The organism is Streptomyces sp. NBC_01750 (assembly GCF_035918095.1).
GTDB lineage: Bacteria > Actinomycetota > Actinomycetes > Streptomycetales > Streptomycetaceae > Streptomyces.
The window spans coordinates 1,580,558-1,606,052 of record NZ_CP109137.1; the positions used below are offsets into that span (position 1 = coordinate 1,580,558).

Sequence of the window (25,495 nt, forward strand, 5' to 3'; positions counted from 1 at the left end):
GCCTGGGCAGTCGAGTTGACGCCGAACAACGCGTCCGGCCCGGGCGGCGAGCGCGCGGGCCGGACGTGGATGGGCGGTGACTAACTCCAGCTGGCGTGCAACGGCTGGCCCTCGGCGTAGCCCGCGGCGCTCTGAATGCCGACGATCGCCTTCTCGGCGAACTCCTCGAGGGAGCCGGCGCCGGCGTAGGTGCAGGAGGAACGGACACCGGCGATGATCGAGTCGATCAGGTCCTCGACACCGGGCCGGGCCGGGTCGAGGAACATCCGCGAGGTGGAGATGCCCTCCTCGAACAGCCCCTTGCGGGCCCGGTCGTACGCCGACTCCTCGCTCGTACGGTTACGGACGGCGCGCGCGGACGCCATGCCGAAGGACTCCTTGTACAGACGCCCGTCGGGGGCCTGCTGGAGGTCGCCCGGCGACTCGTACGTACCGGCGAACCAGGAACCGACCATGACGTTGGACGCGCCGGCGGCGAGCGCCATGGCGACGTCGCGCGGGTGGCGCACACCGCCGTCGGCCCAGACGTGCTTGCCGAACTTTTTGGCCTCGGCGGCGCACTCCAGCACGGCCGAGAACTGCGGCCGCCCCACGCCGGTCATCATGCGGGTGGTGCACATGGCGCCGGGGCCCACACCGACCTTGATGATGTCCGCGCCGGCCTCGATGAGATCGCGTACGCCCTCGGCGGCGACGATGTTGCCCGCGACGATCGGCACCTGCGGGTCGAGCGCGCGGACCGTCCTGATCGCGCTGATCATCGACTCCTGGTGGCCGTGCGCGGTGTCGATGACGAGCGTGTCCACGCCCGCGTCGAGGAGCTGCTTGGCCTTGCCCGCCACATCGCCGTTGGTGCCGACGGCGGCGGCGATGCGCAGCTTGCCGTTCTTGTCGACGGCGGGGCGGTAGAGGGTCGCGCGCAGCGCGCCCTTGCGGGTGAGGATGCCCGCGAGCCGGCCGTCCTTGTCCACGGCGGGGGCGTAGCGGCGGTTGGCGTGGTCGAGCTTGTTGAAGGCGTCGCGCGGGTCGATGTCCGCCTCGAGCAGCAGCAGGTCCCGGGACATGACCTCGGACAGCTGCGTGAAGCGGTCCACGCCGGACAGGTCGGCGTCGGTGACGACACCGATCGGCCGGTGGTCCGCGTCGACGACGACGCCCGCTTCGTGCGCCCGCTTCGGCAACAGGGACAGCGCGTCGGCGACGGTCTGACCGGCGGCGAGCACGATCGGGGTGTCGAGCACGAGGTGGCGCGTCTTGACCCAGGAGATGACGTCGGTGACGACGTCGATCGGGATGTCCTGGGGGATCACAACAAGACCGCCGCGGCGGGCGAGCGTCTCGGCCATACGGCGCCCCGCGATGGCGGTCATGTTCGCGACGACCAGCGGGATGGTCGTGCCGGTGCCGTCGGGAGCGGAGAGGTCGACGGCCTGGCGGGAGCCGACGGCCGAGCGGCTCGGCACCATGAACACGTCGTCGTACGTGAGGTCGTACGGCGGCTTCAGGTCATTGAGGAAACGCACGTGCTGATCATCCCAGTCGATCGGAGTTGGCCCCCGGTCATCTCAGCCGGGGAAATCGCACGTACTTCATTCTCCCATGCCCATACGCATGTGCGGGCTGGGAGAAAGGTCCAGCTCACAGCCGTGCGGTCGAGCGGATCCTCCAAACGCGTCCGGCCGGGTGCCCGGGGCGCGCGGCTCAACGCCCGCGCCGCGGCCCGGACGGCATCAGGGCCGTGGAAGACGTGAGCGGGCACCGGCGGCCCGGACGACGAGCCCAGGACGGTGCTCCGCACGGGCTCGGGCGACCGGGTCGCCCGCGTCCACTGCTCGTTCCCGGGGTTCCTCCCGCTGCCCACCAGCCGGTCGCGGTCCGGCCGCACCGCACCGACCCGGCATATGGCGGCGGCAGCGTTCAGCCCGGCGCACGAGGCGCGCCCGTGCCGCTCAGGCTGCCGGCCCCCGACCGCTGTCCGGCAGTCGTCCTGCTGACCGTCCCGTCAGTCGTCCGGGTCGGCCCGGTCGAGTGCGGGCCGCGGTCCCGGCGGGGCCGTGAGCAGATGGTCGGCTGCCGCCGTGTCCGTCACCAGGCTGGTGACCAGACCGGAGCGCAGCACGGCAGCGATCGCCTCCGCCTTGCGCTGGCCGCCCGCGATCGCCACCACCTCGGGGATACGGCGCAGCCGGTCGGCCTCGACCGTGATGCACCGCTCGCCCAGGTCGCGGCCGACCCGACGGCCCTCCGCGTCGAAGAGGTGCGCGGACATCTCGGCGGCGACGCCGAGCGAGGCGTAGTGCGCGCGCTCCTCGTCGGTGAGCATGTCGTGCACGGTCGAGATACCCGGCTCCCAGGAGCCGATGGAGACCGCGGCGACGGTGACCTTGTCGAAGTACTCAAAAGCGCGGGCGATCCCGGTCTGATTGCGCAGCGCGGCGGCGGTCGCCGGGTCGGGCAGCAGCATCGGGGCGTAGATGGGGTGGGCCTCGCCTCCGGAGACCTGCGCGGCACGCCGTACCGCCTCGACGGAGCCGCGCTCGGCGGTCCCTGCGTCGTACACTCCCGTGAGCTGCACGACCGTGCACGGCGGCAGCCGGTCGAGCGCGGCCGCCATATGGATGGTGGACCGGCCCCAGGCCAGACCCAGCACATCGCCCTCGTTCACCAGCTCGCCGAGCAGGTCGGCGGCCACCTCGCCCAGGTTCTCCGGGTCGGGCGACTCTTCCTCGCCCTCCGCCGGGGACTCGACGACGACCGCGTGCCGCAGGCCATAGCGGGCGCGGAGCGCGTCGGAGCGCTCCGCGTCCAGCTCGGCGGGTACGCGGATCTCGATCCGTACGAGATCACGCTCGAGCGCCGTCTCCAGGACCCGCGCGACCTTGAAGCGGCTTACGCCGAACTCCTCCGCGATCTGGATCTTGGATTTGCCCTCGAGGTAGAAGCGGCGGGCCATGGCCGCCGCCTGCACCAGCTCAGCGGGTCCCATCCGCATGGCTGATCGGCCCGTCGACACCGCGATCTCCTCACTGCTGTACACACTCCGGATCCGTCATCCTGTCAGATCCGCCGGACCTTGATCGGCCCTGATGGGCCGAGTTCACTTGCTTGTGGCTCAGTGGTTGCAAGCCCAGGGCGCCGACGAGAGGGTCTGCTGCGCCTTGCCGCGCAGCGCCCGCACCGCCTGCGCCGGATCCTGCGCCCCGTACACCGCCGAACCGGCGACGAACACGTCCGCGCCGGCCTCGGCGCAGCGCTCGATCGTCGCGTCGGAGACCCCGCCGTCGACCTGCAGCCACAGCTCGAGGCCGTGCTTGGAGATCAGCTCCCTGGTGCGGCGGATCTTGGGCAGCATGATGTCCAGGAAGGCCTGGCCGCCGAAGCCGGGCTCCACGGTCATGATCAGCAGCATGTCGAGCTCGGGGAGCAGATCCTCGTACGGCTCGATGGGGGTGGCGGGCTTGAGCGCCATCGACGCGCGGGCGCCCTTGGCCCGGATCTCGCGCGCCAGCCGTACCGGAGCGGCGGCGGCCTCGACATGAAAGGTGACGGACCCGGCCCCCGCTTCGACGTACTGCGGGGCCCACCGATCGGGGTCCTCGATCATCAGATGGCAGTCCAGCGGGGTGTCCGTCGCGCGGCTGAGGGATTCCACGATCGGGACGCCCAGGGTGAGGTTGGGCACGAAGTGGTTGTCCATGACATCGACATGGAGCCAGTCGGCGCCCTCGACGGCTTTGGCCTCCTCCGCCAGGCGGGAGAAGTCGGCGGAGAGGATGCTGGGGCTGATCTGAACGGCCATGTGCCAAGCCTGCCATGTTCCGGGCCTCTTCCCCTCCTCGGTAGGCCTCCCGGTACGGACCAGAGACTCCCGGGATCAGCACAGTCCGCGCAATCTGGGCGATTCGCCCGGCACCCCGGGGCAATTGGGGGCGTCGCCGGCTTCCTGCACTCCTGCCCGGCTGGACGCCGCCGCCTTCCGGGCGTCAGTCGCGGCGCAGGGCATGCGGGTGCCGCCCGGCGGCCTCGGCCCGTGGAGCAGGAGGGGCGACGGCGCGGATCTCGACACGGGCGGCGTCCTGGCGCACACGCCCCGTGGGCCTTCCAGGGCTACGTAGGTCTCGGTGCGGGCAGCCCGGCACCAGCTCTGCCGGGGGTTGGTCTGCCGGTCGGTTGGTCTGCCGGTAGGCCCACACTGTGCCGCCGCAGTCCTCCTGCCGTCCCTGAGCAGACCGCGCGACGGCCACCGCGACAGCCGAGGGACTCACCGCGACGCCCTGTCGACGCATCAGCCGAATTCGACGGTGACGCGCTCGAAGCCGAGCGAGCGCAGCAGTCCCTCGAGCATGCTCGTGGTGTTCTTCTCCGCCCGCGCGGTGAGCTCGCTGTGCTTCGCCGCGTCACCGATGTGCTGGGCGGCCAGTCGGTGCACGGCGCGTTCGTCGGCCGGACTGTCCGAGAAGAGGTCGCCGAGACGGTCCAGCAGTCCGCGCTCCTTGGACACCGCGTACGAGCGGTCGGGGTCCAGAGCGGGGCTGCCGAGGCGGGCGTGCGGCAGACGCAGCACGGCCTCGGTGCGGTCGGAGTTCACCCGGACGTCCTCGTCGTCCAGCTTTCCCAGCTCGACGTAGGCGCCGACCGAACCGGCGGCCACGTAGAGGGTCCGCGTACCACGGATGGCGTCGGGCAGGAACTTCGCGTCCTTCTCGAAGTCGACGACCACCTGGAAGTCGCCGGCGGCGCCCTCGTAACGGCTCATGTCCTGAATGGACTTGAGCAGCGCGGGACCCGTCCTGTCACGGGTCTCGTCGCCGAAGAGATCACCGAAACCCGGGAACGGGCTGAGCCGGCCGATGAGCGCGAGAAGCGCCAGCAGCAGGGCGACCACGACAACCGGCTTCACCCAACGCCTCGGCGCCGGGCCCGGTTGCCGGTGCTGTTCCTCCGTGTGCGGTGTGGAAGTCTTCACCTGACTTCGGGTGCCCCCGTCGCCGGCAACCACTCCGGCGTGACGGCACATACGGCTTCGCCCGGGGGACGTTGCCCGTGCCGTCCTGCCGGGAAGCGCCGTGGGCAACGCCTCCCGCGTCCGCTCGCCCGACCGGGCGCCGGACCGGTCCGGCGGTGTCCACCGCTGTCTCACCGCGCGCCCGACCCGTCGGCGGACCGGTCTCCCCCGGGACGGACGCCGAGGCCGCCGACGGCTCTCAGAAGAAAAGCCGCACAACAACGCTGACGCGCTTTCCCCGTCGGGTCGCCCGCTGATGTCGATGTTGCAGGCGATGCGGGAGATGGTTCGCCGGCCGTGCTCACGAGCGATGCCGAGCGGTGACGCGCATTCATTCCGGGACGCCGCAGTCGGCAGCGTGTGCCCCTCAGGCCGTACGCCGCAGCAGCGCCAGGTACATCGCGTCCGTGCCGTGCAGATGCGGCCAGAGCTGCACGTCCGGCCCGTCGCCCGTCCCCGCGACGCCCGGCATCAGCGGCCTCGCGTCCAGCCACTCGGCCTCGACGGCCGGGCCACCGCGCCCCTTGAGTACGTCCTCCACGACCACCCGGGTCTCGGCGAGATGCGGCGAGCAGGTCGCGTATCCGACCACGCCCCCGACCCGTACGGCACTCAACGCCTCGCGCAACAGGCCGCGTTGGAGCGGAGCGAAGCTCTCCAGGTCCTCGGGACGCCGCCGCCAGCGGGCCTCGGGCCTGCGCCGCAGTGCGCCGAGTCCGGTGCACGGCACGTCCATCAGCACGCGGTCGAACGAACCGGGCAGCCACGGCGGCCGGGTGCCGTCGGCGGCGATGACCTGGTAGGGGCCGGGGTTGCCGGCCAGCGCCCGCTCCACCAGCCGGGCCCGGTGCGGCTGCTTCTCGGAAGCCAGCAGCGACGCGCCCCGCCCCGCGGCCAGCGCGGCGAGCAGCGCCGCCTTGCCACCGGGACCGGCGCAGCCGTCGAGCCAGCGCTCGTCGCGGCCTTCCAGCGGAGCGTTGGCCAGGGCGATCGCGACGAGCTGGCTGCCCTCGTCCTGGACTCCGGCCCGCCCCTCCCGTACGGCCTCGATGGCACCGGGCTCGCCACCCTCGGCCAGCCGCACGGCATAGGGCGACCAGCGTCCCGGCAGCCCCGACTCCTCGCCGAGCGCCTCGAGCAGTTCATCGGTCGTGGAACGCCCGGGCCGGGCAACGAGGGTCACCTCGGGCCGCTCGTTGTCGGCCTCCAGCAGGTCCTCGATCCCGGCGCGCCCGCCGCCGAGCGAGTCCCACAGCGCGGAGACGATCCACCGCGGATGCGAGTGCACCACGGCCAGATGGTCCTCGGCGTCCTTGTCGTACGGCGGCGCGACCCGCTCCAGCCAGGTGTCGAGGTCGTCCTGCGCGATCTTCCGCAGGACGGCGTTGACGAACCTCGCCCGCCCGTCGCCGAGCACCACCCTGGCCAGCTCCACACTCGCCGAGACCGCGGCATGCGACGGGATCCGCGTTCCGAGCAGCTGGTGCGCACCGAGCGCGAGCACATCGAGTACCGGCGGGTCGACCTCGCGCAACGGACGGTCGATACAGGTCGCGATGATCGCGTCGTACGTACCCTGGCGGCGCAGCGTCCCGTACACCAGCTCGGTGGCGAGCGCCGCGTCCCGCCCGTCGAAGTCGTCCTTCTCCCTGGCCTTCTTCAGCAGGGGCGGCAGAACGAGATTCGCGTACGCGTCCCGCTCGTCGACGGCACGCAGCGCCTCGAAGGCGAGGATCCGCACGGGATCCTTCTTGGGGCGTCGGTACGGCTTCGGGGGACGGCGATGTGCCTGCTCGTTCAAAGGTGCTCCGCGATGGAAAGGGCCGAACCCCTCCCAGCTGAGAGGGCCGAACCCTCTCAGCCTACGTCCGCGGCTCCCAGCCGCTCGCCCGGGGCGATCCGCACTCCGCGCGCCCAGTCGGCGGCGCGCATCGGCTTCTTGCCCTGCGGCTGGACCCAGAGCAGCTCGACGGCGTGCGATCCGGTGCCGACGTACACATTGTTCTTGCCCGCCGAGAGCCGGCCGGCCGTGAGGTCCGTGCGGTCCGGCAGCAGCGCCGCCTGGATCAGCTTGAGCCGCTCGCCGCGAAAGACCGTCCAGGCACCGGGAGCGGGCGTGCAGCCGCGTACGAGGCGGTCGATGCGGAGCGCCGGATCCTTCCAGTCCACGTGGGCGTGCTCGACGTTGATCTTCGGCGCGAGCGAGATGCCGTCGGCCGGCTGCGGCACGGCCTGCAGCGTGCCGTCCTCGATACCGTCCATGGTCGCGGCGAGCAGCCCGGCGCCGGCGAAGGCGAGCCGGGTGAGCAGATCGCCACTGGTGTCGGTGGACCGCACCTGCTCGGTGATCACCCCGTACACCGGGCCCGAGTCCAGCCCTTCCTCGATCAGGAAGGTCGAGGCGCCGGTCACCTCGTCACCGGCGATGACGGCGTGCTGGACGGGTGCGGCGCCGCGCCAGGCGGGCAGCAGCGAGAAGTGCAGATTGACCCAGCCGCGGGCCGGCACGTCCAGCGCCACCTTCGGCAGCAGCGCACCGTAGGCGACGACCGGGCAGCAGTCGGGCGCGATCTCGCGCAGCCGCGCCAGGAACTCCTCGTCCTGCGGCTTGACCGGCTTGAGCACCTCGATCCCAGCCTCCTCGGCCCGCTGGGCGACCGGGCTGGCGACCAGACGGCGCCCGCGCCCGGCGGGAGCGTCCGGCCTGGTGACAACGGCCGCCACTTCGTGCCGGTCGGAGGCGATCAATGCGTCCAGGGCGGGTACGGCGACCTCGGGGGTGCCTGCGAAGACGAGCTTCATCGGTGGCTGACTGCCTCTCAGGCTGGTACGTGCAGGTAGCTGGTGTACATGCGGTCACGAGCAGCACACCAGTCTATGGGGCGGGGCAGCAGGGGGCGTACGGAGGACTGTGCGCCCCGCGCATACGCACATACGCCCCTGCCCCGTGACCACATCGCCGGGTTGAGCGTTGGTCAAGAGAGATTGACCGAAACGGGACGCCAGGATGCGCCCGACCCCTTTTCAACGCCGGTTCGAGAGGCTTGTCAATGGCCGACCACGCAACCCACGACGCCCAAGCCCGGGCAAGCCTGCATCTCTTGGTGCGGGACATCGAGCGGGTCCGCCGGCAGGTGGACGCTCTGCGCACGCTCACCGCCCAGCTGGGCAATGTCTACCGCCCGCGCCGCTCCGGCCCGTCCACGGGCTTTGTCGTCTACGGCAGAGCCCCGGCCCCGACCGTCCGTCTTGCGCAGGAGCTGCGGGACAGCGTCGAGACTCTGGTGACTGCCGCGGTGGACTTCGACCGTTCGCTGGGCTTCTCGTGGGACGCGGTGGGCTCGGCGCTCGGGGTCACCAAACAGGCGGTGCACCGCCGTTACGGCGCGCGGCGGGCCGCGTCGCAGCAGGCGGGTCCCGCCGATGTGGACCACGGTGCGGAGACGGCCACGACCCGCACCCTGACGGTCCCGGGACTGCCGGCCGTGCCCGCCGCCCGTGCGATGCCGCCGCAGCCGACGGGCAGCAGCCAATCCCTCCGCGAGGAGGCCCGCCCGAGCGCCTTCCCCGGCCCACGCAACGGCTGACCTTCCCGCCCGGCTGCCCCGTCCTTATCGGGGCGGGGCAGCCGCTTCCTGTACGGGGGCAGGCCCCACTGCGGGGGTCTTCCTGCTGCATGGGGCTTCACGCCGTCAGCCTCAACCGATGTCCGGCGGGTCGATTCTGATCCGTACCGGCTCGCCGCCGCCGCGCGCCATCCTGGCCGCCTGGGCGGTCTTCAGTGCGGCGGCGAGCGCCGCACCACTGCCCGGCGGAACCCTCAGCAACACCCGTTCCCACACCTCACCCACCGGGGGGTCGCCCGGCCTGCGGGGCCTGCCCGGGTCGGCGGCCGGCACCGGGACCGGGCCCAGCACCTCGGCGTCGCCCGGCAGTGCGGCCGTCGCGACGAAGGCGGCGATCGCCTCCGCCTTGCCGGTCACCGCGGCCATCCGCGACACCGGCGGGAATCCCAGCTCGGCACGCTCGGCGAGCTCGCGCTGCGCGTGTCCCACCGGGTCCCAGCGCACCAGCGCCTGCACGGGCCGAAGTGTCGGCTCGGCGACGATCACCACAGTGCCGCCCTCGCCCTGCCCTCGCACCAGCGAGGCGGCGTCCATCCAGCGCCGCAGCGCATCCTCGCCCGCCCGCAGGTCCGGCCGCCCGAGCATCGCCCAGCCGTCGAGGAGCAGCGCCGCCGCGTATCCGCCGTCCGCGACGGGCTCGGCGCCGGGCGTGCTCACCACCAGCGCCGGGCGCCCCGGCACGGTGTCCAGCACATGGTCCCGTCCTGATGTACGCACCTGGACGGCGGGAAAGGCCCGCCCGAGCTCCTCCGCCGTGCGCCGTGCGCCGACGATCTGGGCACGCAGCTTCGTACTCCCGCAGGCGACACAGTGCCAGTCCGGCGCACCGCGCCCGCACCAGCCGCACGTCAGATCGCCCGCGCCCGGCGCTTCCAGCGGCCCTGAGCAGTGCCGGCACCGGGCGGGCGTCCGGCATCGCTCGCACGCCAGCCTCGGCACATAGCCCCGCCTCGGCACCTGCACCAGCACCGGTCCGCTCTTCAGCCCGTCCCGCACGGTCCGCCAGGCCAGACTGGGCAGCCGCGCGGCCCGCGCCGCCTCATCCCGCGCCAGCTCACCGTCCCCGACGGTACGCACCAAGGGCGCGGCACTGCGCACCTGTTCCCGGTCGGCGATCAGCGGCAGGGCCCACCCGCTCGCCACCAGCTGGGCTGCCTCCACCGTGCAGCCCGTGCTCCCCAGCAGAAAGCCGCACGAGTCGTGTGTGGCGCGCAGCTCGAGCACCTCGCGCACATGCGGGAAGGGTGCGTTCTCATCGCTGTGGCTCGAGTCGCCGTCGTCCCAGATCGCGACGAGTCCGAGATCTTGCACGGGAGCGAACATCGCGGCCCGGGTGCCGACGACGGCCCGCACCGACCCCCGGCGCACAGCGAGCCACTGCCGGTACCGCTTCTCGGGCCCGGACTCGGCGGTCAGCACCGCATGCCGCCCCTCCCCCAGCAGCGCGGTCAGCGCGGCATCGACCCGCGCCGCGCGCCTCCCGTCGGGCACCACCACCAGCGCACCCCGCCCGGAGGCGAGTGTCGCCGCGACGGACCGCGCCAGCTCGTCCGACCACTGCGGCCCGGGCAGCGCGGTCCACACGGCCCGCGGCGCGCCACCACTCGCGAGTGCCTCCAGAAACGCCACCCCACGCCCGTACCGCCCCCAGGTGGCGGCCTCCGGCGCGGCCGGCGGCGACAGCGGCTCCGGCGAGGGCTTCGCCTCGGCCCGTCCGTTCCTGGGCGGGACGGCGAGCTGCAGCACATCCGCCAGGCTCCCGGCGTACCGATCGGCGACCGCACGGGCGAGAGCGAGCATCTCCGGGCTGAGCACCGGCTCGGGCGAGACCACATAGGCGAGCGCCGCGAGCGCTCCCACGTAGTCGGATTCCGCGCGCCGCTCGATGAGGAACCCGTCGATCAGCCCGCCGCCCTCACGCCGCCCTTCCCGCACCCGATGCGCCCCGGCCCCGAACCGGACGCGCACCCGCACTCCGGGCTGCGCGTCCGCGTCCAGCTCCTCGGGCACGGCGTAGTCGAAGTACTGGTCGAGATGGAGCACGCCTTTGTTGACCATGACCCGCGCCACGGGCAACTCCTTGGCAAGCGCGGCCCCACGCCAGGTCCGCGGCTTGGCCTTGGGCACCTTGGCCTTGCGCACGGTCTCCCGGATGAGCGCAAGCTGCTCCGGCCCACCGTCGGCGGGCTCTTCGGGCTGCTTGTTGTCGCTGCTCACAGCCAAATTCCTACCAGACGCCACTGACAGTCCCGACCGCCGGAACCTCGGTACGAACGACGGCCCGGACGTACGAACGACGGCCCCGGACCGTAGCGGTCCGGGGCCGTCGCAGGGCGTTGTGGCTTACGAAGACTTACAGCCCCGCAGCCGTGCGCAGCGCGTCGACGCGGTCGGTGCGCTCCCACGTGAAGTCCGCCAGCTCGCGGCCGAAGTGGCCGTACGCCGCGGTCTGGGCGTAGATCGGGCGCAGCAGGTCCAGGTCGCGGATGATCGCGGCCGGGCGGAGGTCGAAGACCTCGGTGATGGCCTGCTCGATCTTGTCGACCTCGAGCGTGGCCGTGCCGAAGGTCTCCACGAAGAGTCCGACCGGCTCGGCCTTGCCGATGGCGTACGCGACCTGGACCTCGCAGCGCGCGGCGAGACCGGCGGCCACCACGTTCTTGGCGACCCAGCGCATCGCGTACGCGGCGCTGCGGTCCACCTTGGACGGGTCCTTGCCGGAGAACGCGCCGCCACCGTGGCGTGCCATGCCGCCGTACGTGTCAATGATGATCTTCCGGCCGGTGAGACCGGCGTCACCCATCGGGCCACCGATCTCGAACCGGCCGGTCGGGTTGACCAGCAGCCGGTAGCCGTCGGTGTCCAGCTTGATGCCGTCCTCGATGAGCTCCTTCAGCACATGCTCGACGACGAACTCGCGGATGTCGGGAGCGAGCAGCGAGTCCAGGTCGATGTCGGACGCGTGCTGCGAGGAGACGACCACGGTGTCCAGGCGCACGGCCTTGTCGCCGTCGTACTCGATGGTGACCTGGGTCTTGCCGTCGGGGCGCAGGTAGGGGATGGTCCCGTTCTTGCGGACCTCGGAGAGGCGGCGGGAGAGCCGGTGCGCCAGGTGAATCGGCAGCGGCATCAGCGCGGGCGTCTCGTCGCAGGCGTAGCCGAACATCAGGCCCTGGTCGCCGGCGCCCTGCTTGTCGAGCTCGTCCTCGTCGCCCTCGACGCGCTTCTCGTACGCGGTGTCGACGCCCTGCGCGATGTCCGGCGACTGCGCGCCGATGGAGACCGAGACGCCGCAGGACGCGCCGTCGAAGCCCTTCTTCGAGGAGTCGTAACCGATCTCGAGGATCTTGTTCCGCACGAGCGTGGGGATGTCGGCGTACGCCTTGGTGGTCACCTCGCCGGCCACATGCACCAGACCGGTGGTGATCAAGGTCTCCACGGCGACCCGGGAGGCCGGGTCCTCCCGCAGAAGGGCGTCGAGAATGGTGTCGCTGATCTGGTCAGCGATCTTGTCGGGGTGACCCTCGGTCACGGACTCCGAGGTGAAGAGACGGCGGGACACATCGCTCCCTGGGGTTGCAGCGGCTGCTGGCTGATCATTTTTGGACCGGCCGGGGGCTGCGCCCCGCGACGTTCCACGAGCAGTTTATCGGTCGCCCTCCCCCGCTGGACCACCCGTCTCGCTCCGTGGGAGCCCTGTCACCTGTGAGGTGACATGAATATGTAGGCCGATCGGCCCCAATCCGCGAACGTTGTGCCGCATTTCATGGGGTTTCGTACATCCGCCGAGGCGATTTCAAGAATTCATCCGAGTCGTGGGACAACGAGGTCCCACAGCGTGTCCGCGAGAGCCTCCTTGGGTCCGTGAGGCACCGGCGTCTCATCGCCGTCCGCGGCGAGCACCACGGCCTCGTTCTCCTCGGAGCCGAAGGTCTTGCGCTCCCCCACCTCATTGACCACAAGCAGGTCGCAGCCCTTGCGGCGAAGCTTGTCGCGGCCGTTGGCGAGGACGTCGTCGGTTTCCGCCGCGAAGCCGACGATCACCTGAGCGGGGCGGGCCCGCTCGACGGAGATCTCGGCGAGGATGTCCGGATTGCGGACCAGTGCGATGGGCGCGGGCTCCTGGCCGTCCTTCTTCTTGATCTTGCCTTCGGTGTAGGCCGAGGGGCGGAAGTCCGCGACAGCCGCTGCCATCACCACGGCGTCGGCGTCCGCCGCCGCCTTGAGCACGGCCTCGCGCAACTGGACCGCCGTACCGACGTGGACCACGTCGACACCCGCGGGGTCCGGCATTCCGGTGTTCGCCTCGATGAGCGTGACCCTGGCGCCGCGGGCCACCGCGGTGCGCGCCAGCGCGTACCCCTGCTTGCCGGAGGAGCGGTTCCCCAGGTAGCGGACCGGGTCGAGCGGCTCGCGTGTCCCGCCCGCGCTGACGACCACATGCCGGCCGGCGAGATCCGGGGCGGCGACACCGCGGGCGAGCACCCGGCGGCATACATCGAAGATCTCACCGGGATCCGGGAGCCGGCCCTTGCCGGTGTCCACTCCGGTGAGCCGCCCCACGGCCGGCTCGATCACGACGGCTCCGCGGCGGCGCAGCGTCGCCACGTTCTCCTGGGTGGCCGGGTGCTCCCACATCTCGGTGTGCATCGCGGGCGCGAAGACCACCGGGCACCGCGCGGTCAGGAGCGTATTGGTGAGCAGGTCGTCGGCGAGGCCGTGCGCCGCCTTCGCGAGCATGTCGGCGGTCGCGGGCGCGACGACGACCAGATCGGCGTGCTGTCCGATCCGTACATGCGGAACCTCGTGGACGTCGGACCAGACCTCGGTCGAGACGGGGTTGCCGGAGAGCGCAGACCAGGTTGCCGCGCCGACGAAGTGCAGCGCCGAAGCGGTCGGCACCACCCGTACGTCGTGACCCGACTCGGTCAGCTTCCGCAGCAGCTCGCACGCCTTGTACGCGGCGATGCCTCCGCTGACCCCCAGAACGACCTTCGGCTTGTCCACTGACACTGCTGCGTCTCCCCGCATTCGGATGCGTACCTCCCCATGACACACGACAGGCCCGGCGGACGCTCCCCCTCGCTAGCGCTGGGAGGTGCCCCCTGCCGGGCCTGTCGTGAAGGAACAGATAATGCCTACTGAGCCGGGCCCTCAATGGCCTCCGAGGTCAGCAGACCCGCGTTGATCTCACGCAGGGCGATCGAGAGCGGCTTCTCGTGGACGTGGGTGTCCACCAGCGGACCGACGTACTCGAGCAGACCCTCACCGAGCTGCGAGTAGTACGCGTTGATCTGACGCGCGCGCTTGGCCGCGTAGATCACGAGGCTGTACTTCGAGTCAGTGGCCTCGAGCAGCTCGTCGATCGGCGGGTTGATGATGCCCTCGGGCGCAGTGATGGAAGAGGACACGCTAAGCCTTCCGAAGAACGTGCAAAATGTTCGGACAAAGATCAAACACTGAAGGAGTCCGGGGGCCCACGGCGTCAGCCGCTGATGGTCAGCTCCCGGAAGACAGCTGCATCAAGGCTAGCAGCTCACGCGCCACGTCCTCGACGGAGGTATTGACCAGGGTGATATCGAACTCCGACTCGGCGGCCAGCTCGACCTTCGCGGCCGCCAGCCGACGCTCGATGACCTCGGGAGACTCGGTGCCGCGGCCGGTGAGCCGCCGGACCAGCTCATCCCAGCTCGGCGGGGCCAGGAAGACCAGCTGCGATTCCGGCATGGACTCCTTGACCTGCCGCGCGCCCTGGAGATCGATCTCCAGCAGCACGGGTTCGCCCGCCTCGATCCGCTCGAGGACCGCACGGCGCGGTGTGCCGTAGCGATGACCTGCGAACTCGGCCCATTCCAGCAGCTCGCCATTGGCGATCAGCTTGTCGAACTCCTCGTCGGTGACGAAGAAGTACTGAACGCCGTGACGCTCGCCGGGGCGCGGCTTTCTTGTGGTGGCCGACACCGAGAGCCATACCTCGGGGTGGACCTTGCGCATATGGGCGACGACCGTGCTCTTGCCGACCCCGGAGGGGCCGGAGAGCACGGTCAGCCGCGGATGTACCTCTGCTGCCATGCAGCGATTATCCAGGTTCCCGGGAGTGCCCGAGAACGTCAGGCGGCACCGCCGCCGAACTCGCGCTCAAGAGACGCGATCTGGTTGGAGCCGAGACCACGCACACGGCGGCTCTCGGAGATGCCGAGCCGTTCCATGATCTGCTTGGCGCGGACTTTGCCCACGCCAGGCAGGGACTCAAGAAGAGCGGAGACCTTCATCTTGCCGATGACGTCGTTCTCCTGGCCCTGCTTGATGACCTCATGGAGCGAGGCGCCGGAGTGCTTGAGTCGATTCTTGACCTCGGCCCGCTCCCGGCGAGCCGCGGCGGCCTTTTCGAGCGCGGCTGCGCGCTGTTCAGGGGTAAGGGGCGGAAGAGCCACGCCTACGTCACCTCGGATGTCGAACTGTCGGATACGGACCGGTGAGGAACCTAATCGCCCCACACCAGGCGAGCAACGAGCGACGCAGTGCACCTGCGCTGCACGTTTGCTCTTCGACGGAGACTAGCGGCCAGGGCCGCTCCAGTCAGCGAGAACAGACGAAAAGTCCTGGTCAGCATCGACCGACTAGGACATTTCCGACATAACGACCGACTTTTCGGCCGAGATTCTGTCATTGGGCCGGCTGCGGAGCTTTCCGTTGGTGCCCGGGCATGACCTGCGGCCCCACCTGGGACCGCGCCCGTGGTCGCGCCTGTGCCCGAACAGGACCCGGACCCGCGATGTCCCGGCCTCAAGCGCCGGCGACCGCCGACCGCACCTCGTCCGCGAAGCGCGTCGCCGACTCGCGCAGGGCCGCCACGTCCGGGCCGTGGCGCAGCACACCGCGGCTCACGCTCGGGACGACATTGCCCACCGCCGCGCCGAAAACGCCGGGAAGATCCGCGGGCGTCGCGCCCTGGGCGCCGATGCCGGGGGCGAGCAGCGGGCCGTTGATGTCGAGATTCACACCGGCGTCTCCCAGCGTCGCTCCGACCACCGCGCCGACCGAGCCGAGCGGCTCGGCGCCCGCGTTCTCGGCCGCCATGTGGTCGAGCATGAGCTGGGCCAGGGAGCGGCCGTCCGCGGTCGTCGAGCGCTGGACCTCCGCGCCCTCCGGGTTCGAGGTGAGGGCCAGCACGAAGACGCCCGCACCGGAGACAGCCGCCGCGTCCAGCGCCGGGCGCAGCGAGCCGAAGCCGAGATACGGGGAGACGGTCACGGCGTCCGAGAAGAGCGGCGAGTCCTTGTCGAGGTAGGTCGCCGCGTAGGCGCCCATCGTCGAGCCGATGTCTCCGCGCTTGGCGTCCATCAGGACCAGCGCACCCGCAGCACGCGCCTCCTCGACCGCCTTCTCCAGCACGGCGATCCCGCGCGAGCCGAAACGCTCGAAGAACGCCGACTGCGGCTTGAGCACGGCGACCCGGTCGGCCAGCGCCTCCACGACGGTGCGCGTGAAGCGCTCGAGGCCGGCGATGTCGTCGTTCAGGCCCCACGCGGTCAGCAGGGACCCGTGCGGGTCGATGCCGACGCAGAGCGGTCCTCGGGTGTCCATGGCGTGGCGCAGGCGTGCGCCGAAGGGCGACGTGGTCCGGGGGGTCATGCGGTGGCCTTTCGGGTCTCGGCGCCGACAGCATCGGCGAGCGTGTCGTACGGGCCGGCCGCGAGCCGCGCCGCCAGGCCCTTGTGGATGGCGCGGGCGTAGAAGGGCCCCTCGTAGATGAACGCGCTGTAGCCCTGGACCAGCGTGGCGCCCGCCAGGATCCGCTGCCACGCGTCCTCGGCGTTTTCGATGCCCCCGACGCCCACGAGCGTGATCCGGTCGCCCACGCGCGCGTACAGCCGCCGCAGGACCTCCAGGGAGCGGTCCTTCACAGGCGCGCCGGACAGGCCTCCGGCCTCCTTGACCAGCTCGGGGTCGGACTTGAGGCCCAGGCCGTCCCGCGCGATCGTCGTGTTGGTGGCGATGATGCCGTCGAGGCCGAGCTCGAGGGCCAGGTCCGCGACCGCGTCCACATCCTCGTCCGCGAGATCCGGCGCGATCTTGACGAGGAGCGGGACGCGACGGTCCGGCACACTCCGGTCGGCGGCCTCGCGTACGGCGGTGAGCAGCGGGCGCAGCGACTCGGTCGCCTGGAGGTTGCGCAGTCCCGGCGTGTTCGGCGACGAGACGTTGACGACCAGGTAGTCGGCGTGGCGCGCGAGTCGCTCGGTGGAGGTCACGTAGTCGCCCACGGCCTCCGCCTCCGGCACGACCTTGGTCTTGCCGATGTTGACGCCGACCGTGGTCGCGAAGACCGCCCTGCGGGCGCCCAGGCGCTCTGCCACGGCGGCGGAACCCTCGTTGTTGAAGCCCATGCGGTTGATCAGCGCACGGTCCGGTACGAGCCGGAAGAGCCGCTTCTTGGGATTGCCGGGCTGCGGCTGCGCGGTGACCGTGCCGATCTCGATGTGGTCGAAGCCGAGCATCGACATGCCGTCGATGGCGACGGCGTTCTTGTCGAAGCCGGCGGCGAGGCCGAAGGGACCGTGCATCCGCAGGCCCAGCGCCTCGGTGCGCAGCTCCTTGTAGCGGGGCGCGAATGCCGCCGCGACGAACGTCCGCAGCACAGGGATGCGGACCGCGAGGCGGATCCAGCGGAAGGCCAGGTGGTGGGCCTCCTCCGGATCCATTCGCTTGAAGACCAGGTTGAAGAAGAGCTTGTACATGAAGGCGTCCTCACGCTCTGTTTTCTGGGGGGGACACCCCAGACCCCCGAGAGGGGACACCGTTCCCGGTGTCCCCTCCCCGATTGCCGGCCCGCTACCGGTCCGCGGGGACTGCTAGTCGCGGGCCGCGTTCAGGTGTTCCGCGTGTTCCTGGAGCGAACGGACGCCCACACCTCCGTGGTTGAGCGCGTCGATGCCCTGGACGGCGGCGGCGAGCGCCTGGACGGTCGTCAGGCACGGTACGGAGCGCGCCACGGCCGCCGTACGGATGTCGTAGCCGTCGAGGCGGCCGCCGGTGCCGTACGGGGTGTTGACGATGAGGTCGACTTCGCCGTCGTGGATCAGCTGGACGATGGTCCGCTCGCCGTTCGGGCCCTCCCCCTCGCTCTGCTTGCGCACGACGGTGGCGTTGATGCCGTTGCGCTTGAGCACCTCGGCAGTGCCGGACGTGGCGAGCAGCTCGAAGCCGTGGGCAACCAGCTCACGTGCCGGGAAGATCATCGAGCGCTTGTCGCGGTTGGCGACGGAGATGAAGGCGCGGCCCTTTGTGGGCAACGGTCCGTAGGCGCCGGCCTGCGACTTGGCATACGCCGTGCCGAAGACCGAGTCGATGCCCATGACCTCGCCGGTGGAACGCATCTCCGGGCCGAGGACGGTGTCGACGCCGCGGCCGTGGATGTCGCGGAAGCGCGACCACGGCATCACGGCCTCCTTGACGGAGATCGGCGCGTCCATCGGGAGCGTGCCGCCGTCGCCGTTCGCGGGCAGCATGCCTTCCGCGCGCAGTTCGGCGATGGTCGCGCCGAGCGAGATGCGGGCGGCGGCCTTGGCCAGCGGCACCGCGGTCGCCTTGGAGGTGAAGGGGACCGTGCGCGAGGCACGCGGGTTGGCCTCGAGTACGTACAGGATGTCGCCCGCCATCGCGAACTGGATGTTGATGAGTCCGCGGACGCCGACGCCCTTGGCGATGGCCTCGGTCGAGGCCCTCAGCCGCTTGATGTCGAAGCCGCCCAGCGTGATCGGGGGCAGTGCGCACGCCGAGTCGCCGGAGTGGATCCCGGCCTCCTCGATGTGCTCCATCACGCCGCCGAGGTAGAGCTCGGTGCCGTCGTAGAGCGCGTCGACGTCGATCTCGATCGCGTCGTCGAGGAAGCGGTCGACCAGGACGGGACGGGTGGGGCTGATCTCGGTGGACTCGGCGATGTACGACTCGAGACGCGCCTCTTCGTACACGATCTCCATGCCGCGCCCGCCCAGCACGTACGACGGGCGTACGAGGACGGGGTAGCCGATCTCGTCGGCGATGGCCTTGGCGCCGGCGAAGGTGGTCGCGGTGCCGTGCTTGGGGGCCGGGAGGCCGGCCTCGGCGAGTACCTGGCCGAAGGCGCCGCGGTCCTCGGCGGAGTGGATGGCCTCGGGCGAGGTGCCCACGATCGGCACGCCGTTGTCCTTGAGCGCCTGCGCGAGACCCAGCGGGGTCTGGCCGCCGAGCTGGACGATGACGCCCGCGATCGGCCCGGCCTGGGACTCCGCGTGCACGATCTCCAGGACGTCCTCCAGGGTGAGCGGCTCGAAGTAGAGCCGGTCGGAGGTGTCGTAGTCGGTGGAGACGGTCTCGGGGTTGCAGTTGACCATCACGGTCTCGTAGCCGGCGTCGCTCAGCGCGAAGGAGGCGTGGACACAGGAGTAGTCGAACTCGATGCCCTGGCCGATACGGTTCGGCCCCGAGCCGAGGATGATCACGGCGGGCTTCTCGCGCGGCGCGACCTCACTCTCCTCGTCGTACGAGGAATAGAAGTACGGCGTGTTGGCGGCGAATTCGGCGGCGCAGGTGTCGACCGTCTTGTAGACCGGGCGGATGCCGAGCGCGTGCCGGACCTCGCGTACGACGTCCTCGCGCAGGCCGCGGATCTCCGCGATCTGGGCATCGGAGAAGCCGTGGCGCTTGGCGTCGGCGAGCAGCTCGGGGTCGAGCTTCTCGGCGGCGGCGAGGTCGTCCGCGTGCTCCTTGATCAGGAAGAGCTGGTCGACGAACCACGGGTCGATCTTCGTCGTCTCGAAGACCTCCTCGGGCGTGGCGCCCGCGCGGATGGCCTGCATGACGGTGTTGATCCGGCCGTCGGTGGGGACCTTGGCGGTGAGCAGCAGCTGCGCCTTGTCGCCGGGCTCACCGGTGAAGGAGAACTGCGAGCCCTTCTTCTCCAGCGAACGCAGCGCCTTGTTGAGCGCCTCGGTGAAGTTCCGGCCGATCGCCATGGCCTCGCCCACCGACTTCATGGTGGTGGTGAGGGTGGCGTCGGCGGAGGGGAACTTCTCGAAGGCGAAGCGCGGCACCTTGACCACGACGTAGTCGAGCGTGGGCTCGAAGGACGCCGGGGTCTTCTCCGTGATGTCGTTGGGGATCTCGTCGAGGGTGTAGCCGACGGCGAGCCGGGCGGCAATCTTGGCGATCGGGAAGCCCGTGGCCTTCGACGCGAGAGCGGAGGAGCGCGAGACGCGCGGGTTCATCTCGATGACGATGATCCGGCCGTCGTCGGGATTGACGGCGAACTGGATGTTGCAGCCGCCGGTGTCGACGCCGACCTCGCGGATGATCGCGATACCGATGTCGCGCAGCCGCTGGTACTCGCGGTCGGTGAGCGTCATCGAGGGGGCGACGGTGATGGAGTCGCCGGTGTGCACGCCCATCGGGTCGAAGTTCTCGATGGAGCAGACGACCACGACGTTGTCGTGCTTGTCGCGCATCAGCTCCAGCTCGTACTCCTTCCAGCCGAGGATGGACTCCTCCAGGAGCACCTCGGTGGTCGGGGAGAGCGTGAGGCCCTGTCCGGCGATCCGGCGCAGCTCGTCCTCGTTGTGGGCGAAGCCGGAGCCCGCGCCGCCCATGGTGAAGGACGGGCGGACGACGACGGGGTAGCCGCCGAGCTCATCGACGCCCTTGATCACGTCGTCCATGGAGTGGCAGATGACGGAGCGGGCAGACTCGCCGTGGCCGATCTTGGCGTTGACGGCCTCGACCACGCCCTTGAACAGGTCGCGGTCCTCGCCCTTGTTGATGGCCTCGACATTGGCGCCGATCAGCTCGACGCCGTACTTCTCCAGCACACCCTGCTCGTGCATGGAGATCGCGGTGTTGAGCGCGGTCTGGCCGCCGAGGGTCGGCAGCAGCGCGTCGGGGCGCTCCTTGGCGATGATCTTCTCGACGAACTCGGGGGTGATCGGCTCGACGTAGGTGGCGTCGGCGATCTCCGGGTCGGTCATGATCGTCGCCGGGTTGGAGTTCACCAGGATGACCCGCAGGCCCTCGGACTTGAGGACGCGGCAGGCCTGGGTGCCGGAGTAGTCGAACTCGGCGGCCTGGCCGATGACGATCGGGCCGGAGCCGATGACCAGGACGGACTGGATATCGGAGCGCTTAGGCACGCTGGCCCTCCATCAGGGATACGAAGCGGTCGAAGAGGTACGCGGCGTCGTGCGGGCCGGCGGCCGCCTCGGGGTGGTACTGGACGCTGAAGGCCGGCTGGTCGAGCAGCCGCAGGCCCTCGACCACGTTGTCGTTGAGGCAGACGTGGGAGACCTCGGCGCGGCCGTAGGGGGTGTCGGAGACCGTGTCGAGCGGAGCGTCGACGGCGAATCCGTGGTTGTGCGCGGTGACCTCGACCTTGCCGGTGGAGCGGTCCTGCACGGGCTGGTTGATGCCGCGGTGGCCGTACTTCAGCTTGTACGTGCCGAAGCCGAGCGAACGGCCGAGCAACTGGTTGCCGAAGCAGATGCCGAAGAGCGGCGTCCTGCGCTCGAGTACGCCCTTGACGACAGTCAGATCGGCGGTGGCCGGGTCGCCGGGGCCGTTGGAGAGGAACACGCCGTCGGGGTTGACCGCGTACACCTCCTCGACCGTGGCGGTGGCGGGCAGGACGTGCACCTCGATGCCGCGCTCGGCCATGCGGTGCGGGGTCATGCCCTTGATGCCGAGGTCTATGGCGGCGACGGTGAACTTCTTGGTGCCGATCGCCGGGACGACGTACGTCCGGTCCGTCGCGACCTCGGCGGAGAGATTCGCGCCCTTCATCCCAGGGGCTTCCTGCACCCGGGCCAGCAGTGTGGCCTCGTCGGCGAGAGAGTCTCCCGAGAAGATGCCGACGCGCATCGCGCCGCGCTCGCGCAGATGGCGGGTGAGCGCGCGGGTGTCGATGCCGCTGATGCCGACCACGCCCTGGGCGACGAGCTCGTCGCCCAGGGAGCGCCGGGAGCGCCAGTTGGAGGGCACGCGCGCGGGGTCGCGTACGACATAGCCCGCGACCCAGATCCGCCGGGACTCGTCGTCCTCGTCGTTGACGCCGGTGTTCCCGACGTGCGGGGCGGTCATCACGACGACCTGGCGGTGGTACGACGGGTCGGTGAGGGTCTCCTGGTAGCCGGTCATGCCGGTGTTGAACACCGCCTCGCCGAAGGTCTCCCCCGCGGCCCCGTAGGCGCGGCCGCGGAACGTGCGGCCGTCCTCCAGGACGAGTACGGCGGGAGACACCCCTGGCCTCTTCGAGGCGTGCCCCGGATTGGAGGTCGTCATCGTGCGGTGCCTTCCGTCGTGTTGATCATGCTGTTGATGGATTCGACCCAGTCGGTGTGCTCGGCCGAGCGGTCGGCACGGAACCCGGAGTCGATCAGCTTGTCTCCGTGCGACCAGGTGACGACGAGGAGTCCGCCCTCGGTGAGGACCTTGCCCGCGATGCCCTTGTCGAGCCGGGCCTCGCGCAGCTGCGCTGCCGGGATGAAGAAGCAGGGCGCGCCGGGGCGTACGACGTCGAGGCCCGCGTCGGTGAGCGTGAGTTCCACGCGGCTGCGGGTGCCCAGGCCGTGGGCCACGATCCGGTCGAGCCACTGTCCGGCGGTCGTGGAGCCGTGGTAGCGGCCGCTCATGGTCGCTGTCGCCTCGCCCGGCGACTCGGGCGCGGTGGGCAGCTCGGGCAGATCGGACTGGAGGCTGCCGCGCCACTTCCATCCCTGGCGCATCAGCCAGTAGACGAAGGCGATGAAGAGCAGCAGGCCGACGACCCAGCCTGCGCGGGCGGCCCAGTCGGTGACTTCCGCCGACTTCTGCTCGGCGGCGTACTGGATGAGAGATGTCACGCGAGATTCCCGTCGACGACCGTTGCCCGACCCCTCAGGAAGGTGTGGGTGACGCGTCCAGGCAGCTCACGCCCCTCGTAGGGGGTGTTGCGGCTGCGGGACGCGAAGCCCGCGGGGTCCACCACTCCACGGTATGCCGGATCGACGAGCGTGAGGTTTGCGGGCTCACCTGCCGAGACCGGCCTTCCGTGGCCCTCCAGGCGGCCGATCTGAGCGGGCCGGAAGGACATCCGGTCCGCGACGCCGGCCCAGTCGATGAGGCCGGTGTCGACCATCGTCTGCTGGACGACGGAGAGCGCGGTCTCCAGGCCCACCATGCCCATGGCGGCCGCGGCCCACTCGCAGTCCTTGTCCTCGTGCGGGTGCGGGGCGTGGTCGGTGGCGACGCAGTCGATGGTGCCGTCGGCGAGAGCCTCACGCAGGGCCAGGACATCGGCCTCGGTGCGCAGCGGCGGGTTCACCTTGTAGACGGGGTTGTACGAGCGTACGAGCTCATCCGTGAGCAGCAGGTGGTGCGGGGTCACCTCGGCGGTGACGTTCCAGCCCTTGGACTTGGCCCAGCGGACGATCTCGACGGAGCCGGCCGTGGAGAGGTGGCAGATGTGCACCCGGGAACCGACGTGGGCGGCGAGAAGGACATCGCGGGCGATGATCGATTCCTCGGCGACGGCCGGCCAGCCGCCGAGGCCGAGCTCGGCGGAGACGATGCCCTCGTTCATCTGGGCGCCCTCGGTGAGGCGGGGCTCCTGGGCGTGCTGGGCCACGACGCCGTCGAAGGCCTTCACGTACTCCAGCGCGCGGCGCATGATCACCGCGTCGTCGACGCACTTGCCGTCGTCGGAGAAGACCTTCACACCGGCCGCGGAGTCGTGCATCGCGCCGAGTTCGGCGAGTTTCTTGCCCTCGAGGCCGACGGTGACGGCGCCGATGGGCTGCACGTCGCAGTAGCCGGACTCCTTGCCGAGGCGGTACACCTGCTCGACGACGCCGGCGGTGTCGGCCACCGGGAAGGTGTTGGCCATGGCGTGCACGGCGGTGAAACCGCCGACAGCGGCCGCCTTGGTGCCGGTGAGCACGGTCTCGGAGTCCTCACGGCCCGGCTCACGCAGGTGGGTGTGCAGGTCGACGAGGCCCGGCAGCAGGATCTGCCCCTCGGCCTCGACGACGGTCGCGTCGTCCGCGCTCAGCCCGGTGCCGACCTGCGCGATGGTCTCGCCGTCGATCAGGACGTCCCGTGCCTCGCCGCCCAGGACCTTCGCGCCACGGATAAGAATCTTGCTCATGGTTACTTGCTCTCCTCGGTGCGCGCGTGGGTGGGGCTGACGGCGGGCTCGTTGCCGCCCAGCAGCAGATACAGGACGGCCATGCGGGTCGAGACGCCATTGGCGACCTGCTCGACGGCTGTACAGCGGTCGGAGTCGGCGACCTGGGCGGTGATCTCCATGCCGCGGTTCATCGGTCCGGGGTGCATCACGATGGCGTGTTCGGGCATCCGCGCCATGCGGTCGCCGTCCAGGCCGTAGCGGCGCGAGTACTCGCGCTCGGTCGGGAAGAAAGCGGCGTTCATCCGCTCGCGCTGCACCCGGAGCATCATCACGGCGTCGGACTTCGGCAGCACCTCGTCCAGGTCGTACGAGACCTCGCACGGCCAGTTCTCGACGCCGATCGGCACCAGGGTGGGCGGGGCGACCAGGGTGACCTGGGCGCCGAGGGTGCCCAGCAGCAGGACGTTGGAGCGGGCCACCCGGCTGTGCAGCACGTCGCCGACGATCGTGATGCGGCGCCCTGCGAGGTCACGCCCTATCCCGGCATCCGGGCCGACCAGGCGGCGGCGCATGGTGAAGGCGTCGAGCAGCGCCTGGGTGGGGTGTTCGTGGGTGCCGTCGCCGGCGTTGACGACCGCGCCGTCGATCCAGCCGGAGGTGGCGAGCCGGTAGGGGGCTCCGGAGGCGCCGTGCCGGATGACGACGGCGTCCGCGCCCATCGCCTCCAGCGTCAGCGCGGTGTCCTTGAGGGACTCCCCTTTGGAGACCGATGACCCCTTGGCGGAGAAGTTGATCACGTCGGCGGAGAGCCGCTTGGCAGCGGCCTCGAAGGAGATCCGGGTCCGGGTCGAGTCCTCGAAGAAGAGGTTGACGACGGTACGGCCGCGCAGGGTCGGCAGCTTCTTGATCGGCCGGTCCGCGACCCGGGCCATCTCCTCGGCGGTGTCGAGGATGAGAACGGCGTCGTCGCGGGTGAGGTCGGCGGCCGAGATGAGGTGACGCTTCATCTGGGTGTGCTCCGTTGTCTGGAGGTCGTGGGTCCGGGGGCCGGGGCGGAGCCGCCAGGGGATGCGGCCCCGGACAGCACAGCGGCATGCGGGCGCGCGGGTGGCACGTCCGTACGAGGGTTCACAGGGGCGTACGGAGCGGTGCTACTGCTCGCCGGCCGGGGCGGTCTCGTGCACACCGAGCAGCACGGTGTCGCGACCGTCCTCCTCGGCGAGCTGAACCTTGACCGTCTCCCGCAGCGACGTGGGGAGGTTCTTGCCGACGTAGTCGGCACGGATGGGGAGTTCGCGGTGGCCGCGGTCGACCAGGACAGCGAGCTGCACGGCGCGCGGCCGGCCGATATCGCCCAGCGCGTCGAGCGCGGCGCGGATGGTGCGGCCGGAAAAGAGCACGTCGTCGACGAGGACGACCAGCCGGTCGTCGACGCCGTCACCGGGGATCTCGGTGCGCGCCAGCGTGCGGGCGGGCCGCATACGCAGGTCGTCGCGGTACATGGTGATGTCGAGGGAGCCGACCGGAATCTTTCGGCCAGTGATCTCTTCGAGCTTGTCGGCCAGCCGGCGGGCGAGGAACACACCGCGGGTCGGAATACCGAGAAGCACCACGTCGTCGGCGCCTTTCGCGCGTTCGACGATCTCGTGGGCGATGCGGGTCAGTACCCGCGCGATGTCGGGAGCCTCGAGGACGGGGCGTGCCACACCGGAACTGTCGTGCGTGTCCATA

General features: G+C 70.7%; 21 protein-coding genes. 1 reads left to right on the forward strand and 20 read right to left on the reverse strand.

Translation table 11 applies throughout. The features are described 5' to 3' along the window. Positions 1 to 80 precede the first annotated feature (80 nt). The 6 genes from OG966_RS06995 to fmt all read right to left on the reverse strand — a co-directional run bounded on the left by OG966_RS06995 (position 81) and on the right by fmt (position 7,807). The gene (locus OG966_RS06995; protein WP_326648558.1) at positions 81 to 1,523 is read right to left on the reverse strand and encodes a GuaB1 family IMP dehydrogenase-related protein; all 1,443 of its coding nucleotides are present in this window, start codon (positions 1,521 to 1,523) and stop codon (positions 81 to 83) included. 479 nt (positions 1,524 to 2,002) lie between these two features. Continuing rightward, positions 2,003 to 3,037, reverse strand: a complete 1,035-nt coding sequence (locus OG966_RS07000; RefSeq protein ID WP_326648559.1) for a sugar-binding transcriptional regulator — start codon at positions 3,035 to 3,037, stop codon at positions 2,003 to 2,005. Positions 3,038 to 3,112: 75 nt separating this feature from the next. Then, positions 3,113 to 3,799, reverse strand: coding sequence for a ribulose-phosphate 3-epimerase (gene rpe, locus OG966_RS07005; RefSeq protein ID WP_326648560.1), 687 nt, complete (start codon positions 3,797 to 3,799; stop codon positions 3,113 to 3,115). Positions 3,800 to 4,285: 486 nt separating this feature from the next. Continuing rightward, positions 4,286 to 5,017, reverse strand: a complete 732-nt coding sequence (locus OG966_RS07010; RefSeq protein ID WP_326648561.1) for a DUF4230 domain-containing protein — start codon at positions 5,015 to 5,017, stop codon at positions 4,286 to 4,288. Between the two features lie 355 nt (positions 5,018 to 5,372). Continuing rightward, on the reverse strand, positions 5,373 to 6,806 hold the full coding sequence (locus OG966_RS07015; RefSeq protein ID WP_326648562.1) for an RsmB/NOP family class I SAM-dependent RNA methyltransferase: 1,434 nt from the start codon (positions 6,804 to 6,806) through the stop codon (positions 5,373 to 5,375). Between the two features lie 56 nt (positions 6,807 to 6,862). Beyond that, positions 6,863 to 7,807: a methionyl-tRNA formyltransferase gene (gene fmt / locus OG966_RS07020; protein WP_326648564.1), complete on the reverse strand. Its 945-nt coding sequence runs from the start codon at positions 7,805 to 7,807 to the stop codon at positions 6,863 to 6,865. 248 nt (positions 7,808 to 8,055) lie between these two features. Here fmt and OG966_RS07025 point away from each other — a divergent pair, with 248 nt between their 5' ends. Beyond that, a complete protein-coding gene (locus tag OG966_RS07025; RefSeq protein ID WP_326648566.1) occupies positions 8,056 to 8,592 on the forward strand; it encodes a hypothetical protein in 537 nt (178 codons plus the stop codon). A 111-nt stretch (positions 8,593 to 8,703) separates the two neighbouring features. Here OG966_RS07025 and OG966_RS07030 read toward each other — a convergent pair whose 3' ends face one another. The 14 genes from OG966_RS07030 to pyrR all read right to left on the reverse strand — a co-directional run bounded on the left by OG966_RS07030 (position 8,704) and on the right by pyrR (position 25,494). Further along, positions 8,704 to 10,848, reverse strand: coding sequence for a primosomal protein N' (locus OG966_RS07030; RefSeq protein WP_326648568.1), 2,145 nt, complete (start codon positions 10,846 to 10,848; stop codon positions 8,704 to 8,706). Positions 10,849 to 10,984: 136 nt separating this feature from the next. Then, positions 10,985 to 12,193, reverse strand: coding sequence for a methionine adenosyltransferase (gene metK, locus OG966_RS07035; RefSeq protein ID WP_326648569.1), 1,209 nt, complete (start codon positions 12,191 to 12,193; stop codon positions 10,985 to 10,987). Positions 12,194 to 12,435: 242 nt separating this feature from the next. After that, positions 12,436 to 13,638 carry a bifunctional phosphopantothenoylcysteine decarboxylase/phosphopantothenate--cysteine ligase CoaBC gene (gene coaBC / locus OG966_RS07040; RefSeq protein WP_326655110.1) on the reverse strand — a complete coding sequence of 401 codons (1,203 nt, stop codon included), beginning with the start codon at positions 13,636 to 13,638 and terminating at the stop codon, positions 12,436 to 12,438. 131 nt (positions 13,639 to 13,769) lie between these two features. Next, positions 13,770 to 14,042: a DNA-directed RNA polymerase subunit omega gene (gene rpoZ / locus OG966_RS07045; protein ID WP_005319902.1), complete on the reverse strand. Its 273-nt coding sequence runs from the start codon at positions 14,040 to 14,042 to the stop codon at positions 13,770 to 13,772. Between the two features lie 88 nt (positions 14,043 to 14,130). Further along, complete coding sequence (gene gmk / locus OG966_RS07050; protein WP_326648570.1) at positions 14,131 to 14,703, reverse strand: guanylate kinase; 573 nt, start codon at positions 14,701 to 14,703, stop codon at positions 14,131 to 14,133. A gap of 38 nt (positions 14,704 to 14,741) precedes the next feature. After that, positions 14,742 to 15,065 (reverse strand): integration host factor, encoded by a 324-nt coding sequence (locus OG966_RS07055; protein WP_005319887.1) that lies wholly within the window; start codon positions 15,063 to 15,065, stop codon positions 14,742 to 14,744. Positions 15,066 to 15,417: 352 nt separating this feature from the next. Continuing rightward, positions 15,418 to 16,266 carry an orotidine-5'-phosphate decarboxylase gene (pyrF, locus tag OG966_RS07060; RefSeq protein ID WP_326648571.1) on the reverse strand — a complete coding sequence of 283 codons (849 nt, stop codon included), beginning with the start codon at positions 16,264 to 16,266 and terminating at the stop codon, positions 15,418 to 15,420. After that, positions 16,263 to 17,372 (reverse strand): quinone-dependent dihydroorotate dehydrogenase, encoded by a 1,110-nt coding sequence (locus OG966_RS07065; protein ID WP_326648573.1) that lies wholly within the window; start codon positions 17,370 to 17,372, stop codon positions 16,263 to 16,265. The genes pyrF and OG966_RS07065 overlap by 4 nt, the downstream gene beginning before the upstream one ends. A gap of 114 nt (positions 17,373 to 17,486) precedes the next feature. Further along, complete coding sequence (carB, locus tag OG966_RS07070) at positions 17,487 to 20,795, reverse strand: carbamoyl-phosphate synthase large subunit (RefSeq protein WP_326648574.1); 3,309 nt, start codon at positions 20,793 to 20,795, stop codon at positions 17,487 to 17,489. Next, the gene (gene carA, locus OG966_RS07075; RefSeq protein ID WP_326648576.1) at positions 20,788 to 21,939 is read right to left on the reverse strand and encodes a glutamine-hydrolyzing carbamoyl-phosphate synthase small subunit; all 1,152 of its coding nucleotides are present in this window, start codon (positions 21,937 to 21,939) and stop codon (positions 20,788 to 20,790) included. Before carA ends, carB begins: the two co-directional genes overlap by 8 nt. Continuing rightward, positions 21,936 to 22,499 (reverse strand): PH-like domain-containing protein, encoded by a 564-nt coding sequence (locus tag OG966_RS07080; RefSeq protein ID WP_326648577.1) that lies wholly within the window; start codon positions 22,497 to 22,499, stop codon positions 21,936 to 21,938. The genes carA and OG966_RS07080 overlap by 4 nt, the downstream gene beginning before the upstream one ends. Further along, positions 22,496 to 23,782 (reverse strand): dihydroorotase, encoded by a 1,287-nt coding sequence (locus OG966_RS07085; protein WP_326648578.1) that lies wholly within the window; start codon positions 23,780 to 23,782, stop codon positions 22,496 to 22,498. Before OG966_RS07085 ends, OG966_RS07080 begins: the two co-directional genes overlap by 4 nt. A 2-nt stretch (positions 23,783 to 23,784) precedes the next feature. Continuing rightward, positions 23,785 to 24,771 (reverse strand): aspartate carbamoyltransferase catalytic subunit, encoded by a 987-nt coding sequence (locus OG966_RS07090; RefSeq protein WP_326648579.1) that lies wholly within the window; start codon positions 24,769 to 24,771, stop codon positions 23,785 to 23,787. A 144-nt stretch (positions 24,772 to 24,915) separates the two neighbouring features. Then, entirely contained in the window at positions 24,916 to 25,494 is a 579-nt protein-coding gene (gene pyrR, locus OG966_RS07095) for a bifunctional pyr operon transcriptional regulator/uracil phosphoribosyltransferase PyrR (protein ID WP_326648580.1), read from the reverse strand. Position 25,495: the final 1 nt, after the last annotated feature.

Coding starts and splice junctions, on each gene's coding strand:
- fmt (WP_326648564.1), bottom strand. CDS start 7,807: ATGAAGCTCGTCTTCGCAGGCACCCCCGAGGTCGCCGTACCCGCCCTG.
- pyrR (WP_326648580.1), bottom strand. CDS start 25,494: ATGGACACGCACGACAGTTCCGGTGTGGCACGCCCCGTCCTCGAGGCT.
- gmk (WP_326648570.1), bottom strand. CDS start 14,703: ATGGCAGCAGAGGTACATCCGCGGCTGACCGTGCTCTCCGGCCCCTCC.
- OG966_RS07010 (WP_326648561.1), bottom strand. CDS start 5,017: ATGTGCCGTCACGCCGGAGTGGTTGCCGGCGACGGGGGCACCCGAAGT.
- pyrF (WP_326648571.1), bottom strand. CDS start 16,266: ATGACCCCCCGGACCACGTCGCCCTTCGGCGCACGCCTGCGCCACGCC.
- OG966_RS07090 (WP_326648579.1), bottom strand. CDS start 24,771: ATGAAGCGTCACCTCATCTCGGCCGCCGACCTCACCCGCGACGACGCC.
- carA (WP_326648576.1), bottom strand. CDS start 21,939: ATGACGACCTCCAATCCGGGGCACGCCTCGAAGAGGCCAGGGGTGTCT.
- rpe (WP_326648560.1), bottom strand. CDS start 3,799: ATGGCCGTTCAGATCAGCCCCAGCATCCTCTCCGCCGACTTCTCCCGC.
- OG966_RS07085 (WP_326648578.1), bottom strand. CDS start 23,782: ATGAGCAAGATTCTTATCCGTGGCGCGAAGGTCCTGGGCGGCGAGGCA.
- OG966_RS07025 (WP_326648566.1), top strand. CDS start 8,056: ATGGCCGACCACGCAACCCACGACGCCCAAGCCCGGGCAAGCCTGCAT.
- OG966_RS07065 (WP_326648573.1), bottom strand. CDS start 17,372: ATGTACAAGCTCTTCTTCAACCTGGTCTTCAAGCGAATGGATCCGGAG.